Consider the following 16,464-nt stretch of genomic DNA (forward strand, 5'->3'; position numbering starts at 1 on the left):
GGAGCATATACATGGCGTGGAATCAGCCCGGTAATAACGGACAAGACCGCGACCCGTGGGGAAGCAGCAAACCTGGCGGCAACTCTGAGGGAAATGGCAACAAAGGTGGTCGCGAGCAGGGGCCGCCGGATCTGGATGATATCTTCCGCAAACTGAGCAAGAAGCTTGGTGGCCTTGGCGGAGGAAAAAGTTCTGGCTCGGGTGGCAATTCCACTCAGAGTACGCGCCCGCCAATGGGTGGCCGCGTAGTGGGCATCGTGGCCGCTGCGGTAGTCATCATCTGGGCAGCCAGCGGGTTCTACACCATTAAAGAAGCAGAACGCGGCGTAGTCACCCGTTTCGGTAAGTTCAGCCATCTGGTTGAGCCGGGTCTGAACTGGAAGCCAACCTTCATTGACGACGTGACCGCGGTAAACGTGGAATCCGTCCGTGAACTGGCCGCCTCCGGCGTGATGCTGACCTCTGACGAAAACGTGGTGCGCGTTGAGATGAACGTGCAGTACCGCGTGACCGATCCTGAGCGTTATCTATTTAGCGTGACCAGCGCCGATGACAGCCTGCGTCAGGCGACTGACAGCGCCCTGCGTGGTGTCATCGGAAAATACACCATGGACCGTATCCTGACCGAAGGTCGTACCGTTATTCGTAGCGATACCCAGCGCGAGCTGGAAGAGACCATTCGTCCGTACAACATGGGTATCACCCTGCTGGACGTCAACTTCCAGGCTGCGCGTCCGCCGGAAGAGGTGAAAGCCGCATTTGACGATGCGATTGCTGCCCGTGAAAACGAACAGCAATACATCCGTGAAGCAGAAGCGTACACCAACGAAGTTCAGCCACGCGCTAACGGTCAGGCGCAGCGTATTCTGGAAGAAGCGCGCGCGTATAAGACCCAGACCATCCTGGAAGCACAGGGTGAAGTGGCTCGCTTTGCGAAGATCCTGCCTGAATACAAAGCGGCGCCGGAAATTACCCGTGAGCGTCTCTATATCGAGACCATGGAAAAAGTGCTGAGCCACACCCGCAAAGTGTTGGTTAACGATAGTAAAGGCGGAAACCTGATGGTGCTGCCGCTGGATCAGATGCTGAAGGGCAGTTCTGCACCGGCAGCAAAAGATACCAGCGGAGCGAACAACCTGCTGCGTCTGCCGCCAGCCTCAACAGGCAGCGCCAGCACGAACACAACGCCTTCTTCGAACGATGGTGACATTATGGACCAACGCCGTGCTAACGCGCAGCGTAACGACTACCAGCGTCAGGGGGAATAAGGATGCGTAAGTCAGTTATTGCGATCATCGTCATCGTACTGGTCGTGCTTTATACCTCGATCTTTGTGGTGAAAGAGGGCGAGCGTGGGATCAAGTTCCAGTTCAGCAGCGTCGTGCGTGATGGCGACAAACGCCCGGTGATTTACGAGCCGGGTCTGCACTTCAAGGTGCCGTTCATTCAGTCCGTAAAAACGCTTGATGCGCGTATCCAGACCATGGATAACCAGGCAGATCGTTTTGTGACCAAAGAGAAGAAAGACCTGATCGTTGATTCCTATATCAAATGGCGCATCAGCGATTTCAGCCGTTACTTCCTGGCAACGGGCGGCGGTGACGTTTCTCAGGCAGAAGTGCTACTGAAACGTAAGTTCTCTGACCGTCTGCGTTCTGAGATTGGTCGTCTGGATGTGAAAGACATCGTGACCGACTCCCGTGGTCGTCTGACCCTGGAAGTTCGCGATGCGCTAAACTCCGGCACAGCGGGCACTGAAGATGAAGTTTCAACGCCGGCAGCAGACGATGCGATTGCCAAAGCGGCTGAACGTGTTCAGGCGGAAACCAACGGTAAAGTGCCGGTGATCAATCCGAACAGTATGGCTGCACTGGGTATCGAAGTCGTTGACGTGCGTATCAAGCAGATCAACCTGCCGGTGGAAGTGTCCGAGGCGATTTACAACCGTATGCGCGCCGAGCGTGAAGCGGTAGCCCGTCGTCACCGTTCACAGGGCCAGGAAGAGGCTGAGAAGCTGCGTGCTGCAGCAGACTACGAAGTCACCAAGACGCTGGCGGAATCTGAGCGCCAGGGCCGTATCCTGCGCGGTGAAGGTGATGCGGAAGCCGCGAAGCTGTTTGCTGATGCCTTCAGCCAGGATCCTGACTTCTATGCCTTTATCCGTAGCCTGCGTGCCTACGAGAATAGCTTCCAGAGCAGCCAGGATGTGATGGTGCTTAGCCCGGACAGCGATTTCTTCCGTTATATGAAGACGCCGACTAACGCAACGCGATAAACTCAGGCTCGTTTGAGTATTCAAACCACCGCTCTCAACGGAGCGGTGGTTTTCTTTTATAAGGAACAAAAATGAATTCAACGATCTGGCTCGCGCTGGCCCTGGTCCTGGTGCTTGAAGGCCTGGGACCGATGCTCTATCCACGCGCCTGGCGTCGAATGATCGCCACCATGAGCCAACTGCCGGATAATATTTTACGTCGTTTTGGCGGCGGTCTTGTGGTTGCGGGCATCGTGATCTACTACATGTTGAGGAAAACGATTGGCTGATCAAAAAGTAGGCGCAATCGGCGTATTTTGAGGTCAAAAAGTGCTGTATATCTGAAAAAGCGATGGTAGAATCCATTTTTAAGCAAACGGTGATTTTGAAAAAAATGGGTAACAACGTCGTCGTACTGGGCACCCAATGGGGTGACGAAGGTAAAGGGAAGATTGTTGATCTTCTGACTGAACGGGCTAAATATGTTGTGCGCTACCAGGGCGGTCACAACGCAGGCCATACTCTCGTAATCAACGGTGAAAAAACCGTCCTCCATCTTATTCCATCAGGCATTCTTCGCGAAAACGTCACCAGCATCATCGGTAACGGCGTTGTGCTGTCTCCAGCGGCGCTGATGAAAGAGATGAAAGGTCTGGAAGACCGTGGTATCCCTGTTCGTGAGCGTCTGCTGCTCTCCGAAGCCTGCCCGCTGATCCTGGATTATCACGTGGCGCTGGACGTAGCGCGTGAGAAAGCGCGTGGCGCGAAAGCGATCGGCACCACCGGTCGTGGTATCGGCCCGGCTTACGAAGATAAAGTTGCACGCCGCGGTCTGCGCGTGGGCGACCTCTTCGACAAAGCGACCTTCGCTGAAAAACTGAAAGAAGTGATGGAATATCACAACTTCCAGCTGGTGAACTTCTATAAAGCTGACGCTGTTGACTACCAGAAAGTGCTGGATGACGTCATGGCGATTGCAGACATTCTGACCGGTATGGTTGTTGATGTGTCCGATCTGCTGGACCAGGCGCGCAAGCGTGGCGATTTCGTCATGTTCGAAGGTGCGCAGGGTACGCTGCTGGACATCGACCACGGTACCTATCCGTACGTCACCTCCTCTAACACCACCGCGGGTGGCGTGGCGACCGGCTCTGGCCTGGGTCCACGTTATGTGGATTACGTCCTGGGCATCATCAAAGCGTACTCCACTCGCGTGGGTGCGGGTCCATTCCCGACCGAACTGTTTGATGAAACCGGCGAGTTCCTGTGCAAGCAGGGTAACGAGTTTGGCGCGACCACCGGTCGCCGTCGTCGTACCGGCTGGCTGGATGCGGTTGCAGTGCGTCGTGCTGTGCAGATCAACTCCCTGTCTGGCTTCTGCCTGACCAAGCTGGACGTACTGGACGGCCTGAAAGAAGTGAAAATCTGCGTCGGCTACCGTATGCCAGATGGCCGCGAAGTGACCACCACTCCGCTGGCTGCTGACGACTGGGAAGGCATTGAGCCAATCTACGAAACCATGCCGGGCTGGTCTGAGACCACCTTCGGTGTGAAAGAGCGTAGCGGCCTGCCGCAGGCGGCGCTGGATTACATCAAGCGCATTGAAGAACTGACCGAAGTGCCGATCGATATTATTTCTACCGGCCCGGATCGTACTGAAACGATGATCCTGCGCGACCCGTTCGACGCATAATCTTCGTGACTGCTGGCCTGCGGGGAGACCCGTAGGCCGGATAAGCGTAGCGCCATCCGGCGACCGCTCCTGGATCTCCGCTTTTTCGCCCCGTCTGTCAAATAAATTAGCCGCTAACTATCTGGCTGGTTTATCATCATTAATGAATATCTCTGCGGTTTGTCCGCGATTTCCCTTTTTCCTGAGGTTGATGTGCAGTTAACAAGTTTCACCGATTACGGCTTACGTGCGCTGATTTACATGGCGTCGTTACCCGATGGGAAGATGACCAGTATCTCTGAAGTTACAGAGGTCTACGGCGTATCCCGTAATCATATGGTCAAAATAATCAATCAACTTAGTCGTGCCGGATACGTTGCTGCCGTCCGCGGGAAGAATGGTGGGATCCGTCTCGGTAAACCGGCACAGAGTATTCGTGTTGGCGATGTGGTACGTGAACTGGAGCCGCTGTCTCTGGTGAACTGCAGCAGCGAGTTCTGCCACATCACGCCCGCTTGCCGCCTGAAACAGGCGCTTTCTAAGGCCGTGCAAAGTTTTCTCATGGAACTGGATAACTACACGCTGGCCGATTTGGTTGAAGAGAATCAACCGCTTTATAAATTATTGCTGGTGGAATGAAGAAAATTTCCACCGGAGCTGACAACGGAGGAACCGACATGTCACACGATCCTTTCCAGGAACGCGAAGCCGAAAAATACGCGAATCCTATCCCCAGCCGCGAGTTCATCATTGAACACTTAACAAAACGCGAAAAACCCGCCAATCGTGAAGAACTTGCCGTTGAATTAAATATTGAAGGTGAAGAGCAGATTGAAGCTCTTCGCCGCCGCCTGCGCGCGATGGAGCGCGACGGGCAACTGGTCTTTACTCGCCGCCAGTGCTACGCGCTGCCGGAACGCCTCGATCTGCTGAAAGGGACCGTCATTGGTCACCGCGATGGCTTCGGCTTCCTGCGCGTGGAAGGCCGTAAAGACGATCTGTATCTCTCATCTGAACAGATGAAAATGTGCATCCACGGCGACCAGATCCTGGCACAGCCGCTGGGCGCCGACCGTAAAGGTCGCCGAGAAGCGCGCGTCGTGCGCGTTCTGGTGCCAAAAACCAGCCAGATTGTCGGCCGCTACTTTACCGACGCGGGCGTTGGGTTCGTGGTGCCGGACGACAGCCGTCTGAGCTTCGACATCCTGATCCCACCTGAAGAAGTGATGGGCGCCCGCATGGGCTTTGTGGTGGTGGTGGAACTTACCCAGCGCCCAACCCGTCGCACCAAAGCGGTAGGTAAAATCGTCGAAGTGCTGGGCGATAATATGGGCACCGGCATGGCCGTTGATATGGCGCTGCGCACCCACGAAATTCCGTACATCTGGCCGAAAGCGGTTGAAGAGCAGATCGAAAGCCTGCGTGAAGAAGTGCCGGAAGAATCCAAAGTGGGCCGCGTGGATCTCCGCTCCCTGCCGCTGGTTACGATCGACGGTGAAGACGCCCGCGACTTCGATGACGCCGTCTACTGCGAGAAAAAACGCGGCGGCGGCTGGCGTCTGTGGGTCGCTATTGCAGACGTAAGCTATTACGTCCGTCCGCACACCCCGCTGGATAACGAAGCCCGCAGCCGCGGTACCTCGGTCTACTTCCCGTCCCAGGTCGTGCCGATGCTGCCGGAAGTGCTCTCTAACGGCCTGTGTTCCCTGAACCCGCAGGTTGATCGCCTCTGTATGGTTTGCGAGATGACCATCTCCACCAAAGGGCGCTTAACCGGCTACAAGTTCTACGAAGCGGTGATGAGCTCGCACGCGCGTCTGACCTATACCAAGGTCTGGCATATGCTGCAGGGCGACCAGGATCTGCGCGAACAGTACGCGCCGCTGGTCAAACACATCGAAGAGCTGCATAACCTCTACAAAACGCTGGATCAGGCGCGCGAAGAGCGCGGCGGGATCTCGTTTGAGAGTGAAGAAGCGAAATTTATCTTCAACGCCGAGCGCCGCATTGAGCGTATCGAACAGACCCAGCGTAATGATGCGCACAAGCTGATCGAAGAGTGTATGATTCTGGCGAACATCTCGGCGGCACGATTCGTTGAGAAAGCCAAAGAGCCTGCGCTGTTCCGTATCCACGATAAACCGTCGACGGAAGCCATCACCGCGTTCCGCTCCGTGCTGGCTGAACTGGGCCTGGAGCTGCCGGGCGGCAACAAGCCAGAGCCGCGCGACTACGCCGAGCTGCTGGAATCCATTAGCGATCGTCCTGATGCAGAAATGCTGCAGACGATGCTGCTGCGCTCAATGAAGCAGGCGATTTACGATCCGGAAAACCGCGGTCACTTCGGCCTGGCGCTGCAGTCTTACGCCCACTTTACGTCGCCGATCCGTCGTTACCCTGACCTCTCTCTGCACCGTGCGATCAAGTATCTGCTGGCGCAGGAGCAGGGACATAAAGGGAACACCACCGAAACCGGTGGCTACCACTATTCGATGGAAGAGATGCTGCAGCTGGGTCAGCACTGCTCCATGACCGAACGCCGTGCCGATGAAGCCACCCGCGACGTGGCGGACTGGCTGAAGTGTGACTTTATGCTGGACCAGGTCGGTAACGTCTTCAAAGGTGTGATTGCCAGCGTGACCGGCTTTGGCTTCTTCGTTCGTCTGGACGAGCTGTTCATCGACGGTCTGGTGCACGTCTCCAGCCTGGATAATGACTACTACCGCTTCGACCAGGTCGGCCAGCGTCTGATTGGCGAATCTGGCGGCCAGACCTATCGTCTGGGCGACCGTGTGGAAGTGAAGGTTGAGGCCGTGAATATGGACGACCGTAAAATCGACTTCAGCCTGATCTCCAGCGAGCGCGCCCCGCGTAACGTCGGTAAAACCGAACGCGAAAGAGCGAAAAAAGGCGGAAACGGCAAAACGAGCGGCAAGCGCCGTCAGGCCGGTAAGAAGGTGAACTTCGAGCCGGACAGCGCGTTCCGCGGTGAGAAGAAGCAGAAGCCGAAGGCGGCGAAGAAAGAAGCCCGTTCAGCGAAGAAACCTTCCGCGAAGACACAGAAAATAGCGGCTGCCACCAAAGCGAAGCGCGCGGCCAAGAAAAAGAAGGCGGAGTAAAATCTCCCCTCATCCTGACCCTCTCCCCAACGGGGGGAGGGGAAATACTTATTACGAGAACCATCAATGAGTGAAATGATTTACGGCATCCACGCGGTGCAGGCCCTTCTCGAGCGCGCACCGGAGCGTTTTCAGGAAGTGTTTATTCTGAAAGGGCGTGAAGATAAGCGTCTGATGCCGCTGATCCATGCCCTGGAAGCGCAGGGCGTGGTGATCCAACTGGCGAATCGCCAGTTCCTGGATGAAAAAAGTGAAGGCGCGGTTCACCAGGGCATTATTGCCCGCGTGAAGCCGGGCCGTCAGTATCAGGAAAACGATCTGCCGGATCTGATTGCCGAGCTGGAGAATCCGTTCTTCCTGATCCTCGATGGCGTGACCGATCCGCACAACCTCGGCGCGTGTCTGCGCAGCGCGGATGCGGCGGGCGTGCATGCGGTGATCGTGCCGAAAGATCGCTCCGCGCAGCTGAACGCGACGGCGAAGAAGGTAGCCTGCGGCGCGGCGGAAAACGTTCCGCTGATCCGCGTGACCAACCTGGCGCGCACCATGCGTCTGCTGCAGGAAGAGAACATCTGGATCGTCGGGACTGCCGGTGAAGCGGATCATACTCTGTACCAGAGCAAAATGACCGGCCGTCTGGCGCTGGTGATGGGGGCGGAAGGCGAAGGCATGCGTCGTCTGACCCGCGAGCACTGCGACGAGCTGATCAGTATCCCGATGGCGGGCAGCGTGTCGTCTCTGAACGTTTCCGTTGCGACGGGCATCTGCCTGTTTGAAGCGGTGCGTCAGCGTAGCTGATTTTCGCACGGTGTTGCTTCGCTTACCGGGCCTACGGTTTTGTAGGCCGGGTAAGGCGAAGCCGCCACCCGGCAAAACAGCCTCACTCCTCTAACGACCGCAAATGGTCATCCTTCCTCAGCGTCATTAGTGCGAAAATACTCACCACCGCCGTTGCCATCACGTAGTACGCCGGAATATCCAGGTTGCCCGTCTGCTTAATCAGCCCGGTAATGATTAACCCTGCACATCCCGAGAAAATCGCGTTCGATAACGAGTAGGCCAGCCCCAGGCCCGTATAGCGCACGCGCGTCGGGAACATCTCAGAGAGCATTGCCGGGCCCGGCCCCGCCAGCATGCCCACCAGACCGCCCGCAATTAATACCACTATCGCTTTCACCGCCAGCGTGCTGGACTCCGCCTGCAGAAGTTTCAGCAGCGGCAGGGCGAGGATCAGCAGCAGCGCGGTGGCGATAATCATCACCGTGCGACGCCCGATCCTATCGCTCAGGATCCCCGACGGAATGATGGTCAGAGCAAACCCAACGTTCGAAATCACCGCGATCAGCAGCGCCTGGTTAAACCCGGTGTGTAGCGCCGACTGGAGATAGGTCGGCATAATCACCAGGTAAGTGTAACCCGCCGCAGACCAGACCATTACGCGCCCAATCCCCATCACGATGGCCCTGAGCGTGGCGGCAATATCCGCCTGAGCGACAGCCGGTTTGTCCTGCTGCTGCACAAAGCTGGGCGTCTCCTCCATGCTGACGCGAAGCCACAGCGCAACAGCGCCCATGGGCAGCGCCAGGAAGAAAGGAATGCGCCAGCCCCAGTCGTGCAGGGCTTCAGGCGTGAGGAGGGCGGAGAGCAGCGCCACGATGCCTGCGCCCGCTAACAAGCCCAGCGCCACGGTAAAGGACTGCCACGCGCCGTAGAGGCCGCGCCTGCCGCGCGGGGCGAACTCCGTCATCAGCGAGACCGCACCACCGTACTCGCCGCCGGCGAACAGTCCCTGCAGGATGCGAAGCAGCGTAACGATCAGCGGTGCGGCAATCCCGATGCTGGCATAGACCGGCACAATGCCGATGGCGGCGGTGGCCAGCGTCATGAGCACCAGAACAATAATGAGCGTCGGCTTACGGCCAATTCGGTCGCCGATACGTCCAAACACCACCGCGCCCAGCGGACGGAAGAAGAAGGCGATGGCGAATGAGGCGTAGGTGAGGATCAGGCTGGTGAGTCCAGCTTCCCCTTCAAGCTGGAAGAAGTTCTTCGCAATGACGGTCGCCAGAAAACCGTAGACCGCAAACTCATACCACTCGATAAAGTTACCAATGGAGCCGGCAATTAATGCTCGCTTGTGCGCATCCGGTTGCATAACTTTCCTCACTGAAAGGGGGAGAGAATAAATTATTCAACAAAAGCGAAGTCATGAAATAGTTTATTCTTATGTTCTGTGAGCTATTTCACGAATGATATCAGCGGGATCGTGAACGTGTGACTCCCCTCCCATGCAGCGCGTGCGCGGTCTGTCCATACTTATCGTCATTGCCACTGAAGGAGGGAGACAGTATGCACTGGCAGACCCATACCGTTTTCAATCAACCCGCACCGCTTTCCAACAGCAACCTTTTCCTTTCGGACTGCGCGCTGCGTGACGCAGTTTCGCGCGAGGGGGCCGAGTGGGATGTTGAGCTGCTCGCCAGCATCGGGCAGCAGTTAGGTACCGCAGAGTCGCTGGAGCTGGGCAGGCTGGCGAACGTGAATCCGCCGGAGTTGCTTCGCTATGACGCCACCGGAGAGCGCCTGGATGACGTTCGCTTTCACCCGGCGTGGCACCTGCTGATGCAGGGGCTGTGTGCCAATCGGGTGCATAACTTGGCGTGGGAAGAGGAGGCGCGTAAAGGGACGTTTGTCGCGCGGGCCGCACGCTTTGTGCTTCATGCTCAGGTGGAAGCGGGCACGCTTTGTCCGGTCACCATGACGTTTGCCGCCACGCCGCTCCTGCAGCAGGCGCTTCCCAAAATATTTCACGACTGGCTGACGCCGCTGCTCAGCGATCGCTACGATCCGCATCTGGCCCCCGGCGCGCAAAAGCGCGGCCTGCTGATTGGTATGGGGATGACGGAAAAGCAGGGCGGCTCGGACGTGCTGAGCAACACCACCAAAGCGGAAAAATGCAGCGACGGCAGCTACAGGCTGGTGGGGCATAAATGGTTTTTCTCCGTCCCGCAAAGCGATGCGCATCTGGTGCTGGCCCAGGCGAAGGGCGGGCTGTCCTGCTTTTTTGTGCCGCGCTTTTTGCCTGACGGACAGCGCAACGCCGTCCGGCTGGAGCGCCTCAAGGACAAGCTCGGGAACCGCTCCAACGCCAGCAGCGAGGCGGAGTTCCTCGATGCCTCCGGCTGGCTTCTGGGGGAAGAGGGCGAAGGGGTACGGCAGATCCTCAAAATGGGCGGTCTGACGCGCTTTGACTGCGCGCTGGGCAGCCACGGACTGATGCGTCGGGCGCTGTCCGTGGCGCTGTACCATGCGCATCAGCGCCAGACCTTCGGCAAAAATCTTATCGATCAGCCGCTCATGCGCGAAGTGCTAAGCCGGATGGCGCTGGTGCTGGAGGGGCAAACGGCGCTGCTGTTTCGCCTGGCGCGGGCGTGGGATAAACGCACGGATCCGCAGGAGGCGGCATGGGCGCGGCTGTTTACCCCGGCCGCGAAGTTTAGCGTGTGCAAAGCGGGCATCCCGTTTGTCGCTGAAGCGATGGAGGTGCTGGGCGGAGTCGGGTACTGCGAGGAGAGCGAACTTCCCCGCCTGTATCGCGAGATGCCGGTGAACAGCATCTGGGAAGGGTCCGGCAACATCATGTGCCTGGACGTGCTGCGCGTGCTGGCGAAGCAGCCGGGGATTCACGATCTGCTTGCCGATGAGTTTGCACAGGTAAAAGGGCAGGACAGACACTTCGACCGCAGCTGGCGACAGCTTCAGCAAAAACTGCGTAAACCGCAGGAGGCGCAGGGGCGGGAGATCGCGCAGCAGCTTTTCCTGCTGGGTGCCGGGAGCGAAATGCTGCGGCACGCGTCGCCTCCGGTGGCGCAGGCGTGGTGCCGCATGATGCTCGATACCCGTGGCGGCACGCTGATGAGCGAGCAGGTGCAAAGCGACCTGCTGCTGCGTGCGACGGGCAGAGTTGGCTAGCCTTTTAGCTGGAACAGACTCACCAGCTGGGCCAGATGTGATCCCTTCTCGCGCAGCGTTTGAGCCGTTTGTTCGCTGCGTGAGATGCGATCCGCATTGATATGCGACGCTTCGCCAATGTGGGTCATGGCGAGATTAACCTGGCCAATCCCTGCGGACTGCTCGCGTGAGGCATGGTTAATCTCGGTGACCAGCTGGCTGATGTTATCGATATGAATGATGATGTCATCCATCGCCAGGCGGGTCTTTTCAGACAGCGCATGGCCCTCACTCACTTTTCTGAGCGTATCGCCAATCAGCTGTTCAATCTCCTTCACCGCGTTAGCGCTGCGTCCCGCCAGGGCGCGAACTTCCTGCGCGACTACCGCAAACCCTTTTCCGTGCTCACCCGCGCGGGCCGCTTCCACTGCCGCATTCAGCGCCAGAATATTGGTCTGGAAAGCGATGGATTCAATCACGCGCGTGATGTCTTCGATGCGTTTTGACGCTTCGCGAATATCGTCCATGGTCGACACCGCGTGGGTGACCGTCTCACCGCCCTGATGGACCGCGAGCGAGGTTTCACCGACCAGCTGCTGCGTTTGCTCCATGTTGGCGGCATTTTGCTGCACGGTGGCGGCCAGCTGCTCCATGCTGGCGGAGGTCTCTTCCACGCTGCTCGCCTGCTTGTTGATCTGCTCTGAAATCTCGCCGGTGTCGGCGGCCAGCGCGTTGGTGCCCAAATGGATCTCGCCAGCGGCCTCGCGGACCTGCAGGACAATTTTTTGCAGGCCGCCGCCGATGCCGTTGATGGCGTCGATCAGCTGGCCGACCTCGTCCTGGCGCGTCACGGGCAGGCTGGAACGGAGATCCCCTGCGGCATATTGCCGGGCAAGATGGATCACATTGCGCAGCGGTCGGGTCAGCACGCGGCGAATAAGAATCACGAACAGGCCAGCAAACAGGATGGATAAGACCACGCCGGCCAGCAGGAAGCGATCGCGCATGGCGGTAACGCTTGAGAGCAGCACCGATTTATCCACTTCGCCGACGATAGTCCAGTTCCAGCCTGGCAGCGGGGTATAGGCCATTTTCAGCGTGCGGCCGTCGTCGCTTACGCGTTCCAGCGTGCCGGGCTTGTCACTCAAAAGCTGTTGCTGCGTCGCGCCGTCCCACTTCGGCAGCTGTCCCTCTTCACCGGCATGGAACAGGTATTGCCCGCGCGTTTTGCCGTTGCTGCGATCCAGCACGAAGAAGTGACCGCTCTCGCCCAGGCGGCGGGTGAGGATTTTCTCGCGCATGACGTTCCAGGAGTGCGTAATGTCCACGCCAACAAAGACGATCGCAATGACCTGGCCATCGGCGTTTTTAACCGGCTGATACTGGGTGATATAGCGTTTGCCAAACAGCAGCGCCAGGCCACGGTAGACTTCCCCTTTGTTGACGGCGGCAAAGGCCGGGCTGGCGGTATCCAGCACGGTGCCCATCGCCCGCTCGCCGTTCTCTTTGCGCAGGGAGGTGGCGACGCGAACAAAGTCGTTACCGCTGCGTACAAACAGCGTGGAGATTGCTCCCGTACGGCTCAGAAAATCATCGGAAAAAGAGGTATTTTCATGGAGTTCAGCGTCTCCCCCTTTCAGTAGGGGAACGGTGAGCCCGTTAATGGTCCGGGGCTGCTGAGTATCGACGCTAAAAGGCTGGGGCAGAAATGTCGTAAACAGTTTGGTGTAGCTTTCGACTTCTTCGCTCAGGCTGGTATTAAACATCTGCACCATGTCGACCATGCCTGTAGACTGATTATGCAGATCTTCGACGGCGAGGGCTTCAAGCTGCTGGCTGGCTTTTTGACTGAGCAGAAAAGTGAAAAGCAGAAACAGCGTGGCGACACTGATGCCCGTAAGCAGCGACAGCTTTGCCCCCAAGCCTGCACGGCGAAAAACGTTGATCATAAATTGCTCATCATTGAAAAGGTATGGTTCTTCAACGGCAGAGCGGGGATTACGTTTACTGAATTAATGTAACAAAATGTTATTTTCTTGTTATTGATTGGTTTTTCATAAGATAAAAGATTTGCAAAAACGAAAAGCCACTAAAAATAAGTGGCTTTTATCAGGAGGGATATTACACGTAAAGAATGGCCTGTACTCGCCAGTGGTCGATGTGGTGATCTTCCTGCATCTGGATGATGCGATACCATGAAGCACCCTGCTCATCGGCCTTTAATGCCACAACGCGTTCAACGTCCTGCGGGCTCCCCGAGATATTATTCACGGAGATCTGGCCAATTTCATTCAGGCCAGTCACACAGTCAGCACTGGCGAATTCTGCTGACTGCGCGGTGGTGCTCACCAGGCCTGCTGAGAGCAACAGAGAGGTCAAAGCAAGAGTTCGTTTCATCGTCAGCTCCATTTCACATATCTCCGGTATCCGCCGGGCAATCCTTCGCGAATAAACTCCCTTCCATTGACGCGGGCATGGAGTTTATTGTGGACAGGAAAATGTCTATGGACGCAAAGCAGTGTAAATCTCGTTCAAAGGAAAACCATTATTTACGGTACAAAATGGCCTGTGAATACCACTGTCCCGTTATGATGGTTTCGTCGATCATAATGATGACGTAATAATCTGCTTTGGCGGCGACGGCCTGTGCTTTTATTGCCGCTTCTGCGTCATCCGGGGAGCCGCGAACCAGCGCGGAAATCGTGCCCATTCGTTGTAATCCTTCCGTCTGATTACGACGAATCTCCTGTGGATGATCGGCGACCGGTGGAGCGGGTTGCGGCGTTCCCTGCAGCGCGCTACAGCCACTGAGCAGAAACACCAGCACTAAAGCAGCAAACCTGCGCATAACCATATCTCGTTTCCTGATAGCCATAGTGTAGTTGTCTGTGAATTTAGTTTTGGGGGAATGTTCCCGAAGTGTTATCTGGGACGTATATTTCGAATGAAAATGACGTGAAAGCGTAACCCAGTTCTCAACATTATGAATCATACATTCGCACAGGGTCGACAATGATTGAAATTGAAATACGCCACCTCGGCGACCATGAAATTTTACACGCGATGCCTGCGGGTAAACGTGATAAACCGCTGCCTGTTGTGGTTTTTTATCACGGGTTTACCTCATCGAAGCTGGTTTACAGTTATTTTGCGGTTGCGCTGGCGCAGGCGGGTTTTCGCGTGGTGATGCCGGATGCGCCTGACCACGGCGCTCGCTTTACGGGCAATGAACAGGCGCGGCTTGGGCAGTTCTGGCACATTCTGCACGGGAGTCTGACCGAGTTTGCCGGGGTGCGCGAGGCGCTTTATGAGGCCGGCCTGGTTGCCGACAATCGTCTGGCTGTCGCCGGGGCGTCGATGGGCGGTATGACGGCGCTGGGGATTATGACGCATCATCCGGAAGTGAAGTCGGTCGCCTGCCTGATGGGCTCGGGTTATTTTACGTCGCTGGCGAAGACGCTCTTTCCCCCTCAAGATTCAGCGGAAATCACCGCGACGCTCGAAGAGTGGGATGTGTCCCGGTCATTGCCGCGCGTGGCCGATCGCCCATTGCTGCTATGGCACGGTGATGCAGATGATGTGGTCCCGCCCGAGGGAACCTTCCGTCTGCAGCAGGCGTTAATAAATGCAGGCCTGGACGGTAATCTGACCTGTCTGTGGGAAGCGGGCGTCCGCCACCGCATCACGCCAGCGGCGCTGGACGCCACGGTGGCATTTTTCCGCCAGTACCTTTAAATGCGCAGCACCTTAACTCCCTGATCTTCCAGCTTCTGGAGGAGCTCAGGGGGGCTTATGCCGATGGTATTCCGGAGCCTTTCTCAAAAAAAAGCCCCCGGGCAGGGGGCAACGTCAACTATGGCTATGTTCTCGTTGTTGGCTTTCCTGGTGCTAGCGTTAAAGCGTTATCGGTAAATATCTGCACTGGCGTGCATGTTGCCGTTGCTGCCGGGCTCACGGGTTAACATCACGTGGTAATAGGTTGCGCCCTGCGCATCGGTTTCTTCGTTTAGGGCCTGATCTGCTTCACTTTCCGTGGCGAAATTATGATTGATGTAAATGACGCCCAAGCTTTGCACATCATCCATGTTTCTGGCCTGTCGGCTGTCTATCTTGATGGCTGCCATCGCGTTTGCACTGAGCAAAAGCGCCGCCATTATGGCTAGTGCGATTTTTTTCATGATATGCGCTCCACGACTACGTGCTGCGAGAGGGGGGATGCTCCTTCTTTAATTCAGGCGATCTCTGATTAAAGTGTAATCACTCATCCGGCGGGGATGCGTGACCATTTCTGATGCAGTTGTTCAAAAAAACAACGCTTCCGGGTGTGACCAATTTTAAATCACCTACTTAGACCCGCTTCGCGCTTTGTGCGAATTATTTGTGCAATCAGCTTGAGTTTCCAGGGGCGCGCAAGTATTATGACGCGTCAATTTTTCAGCCGACCTTTAACACGTTCCTTGCCTCCCCGGGCCTCGGCTGACCCAGACAGGAGGCTGAATAATCCGTAAGGAGCAATTCGATGCGTCATTACGAAATCGTTTTTATGGTCCATCCTGACCAGAGCGAACAGGTTCCGGGTATGATCGAGCGTTACTCTGCTGCCATCACTGGTGCAGAAGGTACGATCCACCGTCTGGAAGACTGGGGCCGCCGTCAGCTGGCTTACCCGATCAACAAACTGCACAAAGCACACTACGTTCTGATGAACGTTGAAGCGCCGCAGGAAGTGATCGATGAGCTGGAAACTACCTTCCGCTTCAACGATGCCGTTATCCGCAGCATGGTTATGCGTACCAAAAACGCAGTTACCGAAGCATCTCCGATGGTTAAAGCGAAAGACGAGCGCCGTGAGCGTCGCGATGATTTCGCAAACGAAACCGCAGATGATTCTGATGCTGGGGATTCTGAAGAGTAATTTCTGATGACCAACCGTCTGGCGTTGTCCGGCATCGTATGCAGGGCTCCCCTTCGAAAGGTCAGTCCATCAGGAATTCCGCATTGCCAGTTCGTGCTTGAGCATCGTTCTGTGCAAGAGGAAGCCGGGTTTCACCGGCAGGCGTGGTGCCAAATGCCCGTTATTATTAGCGGACACGAAAACCAGGCCATTACTCACAGTTTAACGGTCGGTAGCGCAGTAATCGTTCAGGGGTTCATCTCTTGCCACAAGGCAAAGAACGGCCTGAGCAAAATGGTTCTGCATGCCGAGCAGATTGATTTGATAGATTCTGGAGACTAGCCATATGGCACGTTATTTCCGTCGTCGCAAGTTCTGCCGTTTCACCGCGGAAGGCGTTCAAGAGATCGACTATAAAGATATCGCAACGCTGAAAAACTACATCACCGAAAGCGGTAAGATTGTCCCAAGCCGTATCACCGGTACTCGTGCAAAATACCAGCGTCAGCTGGCTCGCGCTATCAAACGCGCTCGCTACCTGTCCCTGCTGCCGTACACTGATCGTCATCAGTAA

General features: G+C 56.5%; 17 protein-coding genes. 12 read left to right on the forward strand and 5 right to left on the reverse strand.

All coding sequences use genetic code 11. The annotated features are described in order from the left end of the window. Positions 1 to 11: 11 nt before the first annotated feature. The 7 genes from hflK (at position 12) to rlmB (ending at position 7,843) form a co-directional block, all read left to right on the forward strand. Complete coding sequence (hflK, locus tag ELK40_RS02815) at positions 12 to 1,268, forward strand: FtsH protease activity modulator HflK (protein ID WP_115876626.1); 1,257 nt, start codon at positions 12 to 14, stop codon at positions 1,266 to 1,268. Between the two features lie 2 nt (positions 1,269 to 1,270). Then, positions 1,271 to 2,275 carry a protease modulator HflC gene (gene hflC / locus ELK40_RS02820; RefSeq protein ID WP_111965392.1) on the forward strand — a complete coding sequence of 335 codons (1,005 nt, stop codon included), beginning with the start codon at positions 1,271 to 1,273 and terminating at the stop codon, positions 2,273 to 2,275. A gap of 71 nt (positions 2,276 to 2,346) precedes the next feature. Then, positions 2,347 to 2,544 (forward strand): DUF2065 domain-containing protein, encoded by a 198-nt coding sequence (locus ELK40_RS02825; protein ID WP_003855996.1) that lies wholly within the window; start codon positions 2,347 to 2,349, stop codon positions 2,542 to 2,544. 104 nt (positions 2,545 to 2,648) lie between these two features. Next, on the forward strand, positions 2,649 to 3,947 hold the full coding sequence (locus ELK40_RS02830) for an adenylosuccinate synthase (protein ID WP_006178975.1): 1,299 nt from the start codon (positions 2,649 to 2,651) through the stop codon (positions 3,945 to 3,947). Positions 3,948 to 4,139: 192 nt separating this feature from the next. Next, a complete protein-coding gene (gene nsrR / locus ELK40_RS02835; protein WP_010427492.1) occupies positions 4,140 to 4,565 on the forward strand; it encodes a nitric oxide-sensing transcriptional repressor NsrR in 426 nt (141 codons plus the stop codon). A gap of 38 nt (positions 4,566 to 4,603) precedes the next feature. Continuing rightward, a complete protein-coding gene (gene rnr, locus ELK40_RS02840; RefSeq protein WP_127729351.1) occupies positions 4,604 to 7,045 on the forward strand; it encodes a ribonuclease R in 2,442 nt (813 codons plus the stop codon). 66 nt (positions 7,046 to 7,111) lie between these two features. After that, entirely contained in the window at positions 7,112 to 7,843 is a 732-nt protein-coding gene (gene rlmB / locus ELK40_RS02845; RefSeq protein WP_047364106.1) for a 23S rRNA (guanosine(2251)-2'-O)-methyltransferase RlmB, read from the forward strand. A gap of 82 nt (positions 7,844 to 7,925) precedes the next feature. Here rlmB and ELK40_RS02850 read toward each other — a convergent pair whose 3' ends face one another. Beyond that, positions 7,926 to 9,200 carry an MFS transporter gene (locus ELK40_RS02850; protein ID WP_115876624.1) on the reverse strand — a complete coding sequence of 425 codons (1,275 nt, stop codon included), beginning with the start codon at positions 9,198 to 9,200 and terminating at the stop codon, positions 7,926 to 7,928. 194 nt (positions 9,201 to 9,394) lie between these two features. Between ELK40_RS02850 and ELK40_RS02855 the strand changes: the two genes are divergently transcribed. Beyond that, positions 9,395 to 11,017 carry an isovaleryl-CoA dehydrogenase gene (locus ELK40_RS02855; protein WP_127729353.1) on the forward strand — a complete coding sequence of 541 codons (1,623 nt, stop codon included), beginning with the start codon at positions 9,395 to 9,397 and terminating at the stop codon, positions 11,015 to 11,017. Here ELK40_RS02855 and ELK40_RS02860 read toward each other — a convergent pair. The 3 genes from ELK40_RS02860 to bsmA all read right to left on the reverse strand — a co-directional run bounded on the left by ELK40_RS02860 (position 11,014) and on the right by bsmA (position 13,871). Next, the gene (locus tag ELK40_RS02860; protein WP_127729355.1) at positions 11,014 to 12,945 is read right to left on the reverse strand and encodes a methyl-accepting chemotaxis protein; all 1,932 of its coding nucleotides are present in this window, start codon (positions 12,943 to 12,945) and stop codon (positions 11,014 to 11,016) included. The genes ELK40_RS02855 and ELK40_RS02860 overlap by 4 nt on opposite strands. A gap of 172 nt (positions 12,946 to 13,117) precedes the next feature. Beyond that, the gene (gene yjfN, locus ELK40_RS02865) at positions 13,118 to 13,393 is read right to left on the reverse strand and encodes a DUF1471 family protease activator YjfN (RefSeq protein ID WP_143344565.1); all 276 of its coding nucleotides are present in this window, start codon (positions 13,391 to 13,393) and stop codon (positions 13,118 to 13,120) included. Between the two features lie 148 nt (positions 13,394 to 13,541). Continuing rightward, positions 13,542 to 13,871, reverse strand: coding sequence for a biofilm peroxide resistance protein BsmA (gene bsmA, locus ELK40_RS02870; protein WP_111965385.1), 330 nt, complete (start codon positions 13,869 to 13,871; stop codon positions 13,542 to 13,544). A gap of 137 nt (positions 13,872 to 14,008) precedes the next feature. On the opposite strand from bsmA, the gene yjfP reads away from it, so the two are divergent. Continuing rightward, a complete protein-coding gene (gene yjfP / locus ELK40_RS02875; RefSeq protein WP_127729357.1) occupies positions 14,009 to 14,731 on the forward strand; it encodes an esterase in 723 nt (240 codons plus the stop codon). Between the two features lie 167 nt (positions 14,732 to 14,898). On the opposite strand, the gene yjfY is transcribed toward yjfP, so the two are convergent. Continuing rightward, entirely contained in the window at positions 14,899 to 15,174 is a 276-nt protein-coding gene (gene yjfY, locus ELK40_RS02880; RefSeq protein WP_010427445.1) for a DUF1471 family protein YjfY, read from the reverse strand. Between the two features lie 341 nt (positions 15,175 to 15,515). Between yjfY and rpsF the strand changes: the two genes are divergently transcribed. The 3 genes from rpsF to rpsR are packed head-to-tail and all read left to right on the forward strand — an operon-like array spanning position 15,516 to position 16,464. Further along, positions 15,516 to 15,911 carry a 30S ribosomal protein S6 gene (gene rpsF, locus ELK40_RS02885; protein WP_014068637.1) on the forward strand — a complete coding sequence of 132 codons (396 nt, stop codon included), beginning with the start codon at positions 15,516 to 15,518 and terminating at the stop codon, positions 15,909 to 15,911. A gap of 6 nt (positions 15,912 to 15,917) precedes the next feature. Beyond that, positions 15,918 to 16,232: a primosomal replication protein N gene (priB, locus tag ELK40_RS02890; RefSeq protein WP_008502895.1), complete on the forward strand. Its 315-nt coding sequence runs from the start codon at positions 15,918 to 15,920 to the stop codon at positions 16,230 to 16,232. Positions 16,233 to 16,236: 4 nt separating this feature from the next. Further along, positions 16,237 to 16,464: a 30S ribosomal protein S18 gene (gene rpsR, locus ELK40_RS02895; RefSeq protein ID WP_000135199.1), complete on the forward strand. Its 228-nt coding sequence runs from the start codon at positions 16,237 to 16,239 to the stop codon at positions 16,462 to 16,464.

Origin of the sequence: Enterobacter sp. N18-03635 (assembly GCF_004006055.1) — a bacterium.
Lineage (GTDB): Bacteria > Pseudomonadota > Gammaproteobacteria > Enterobacterales > Enterobacteriaceae > Enterobacter > Enterobacter vonholyi.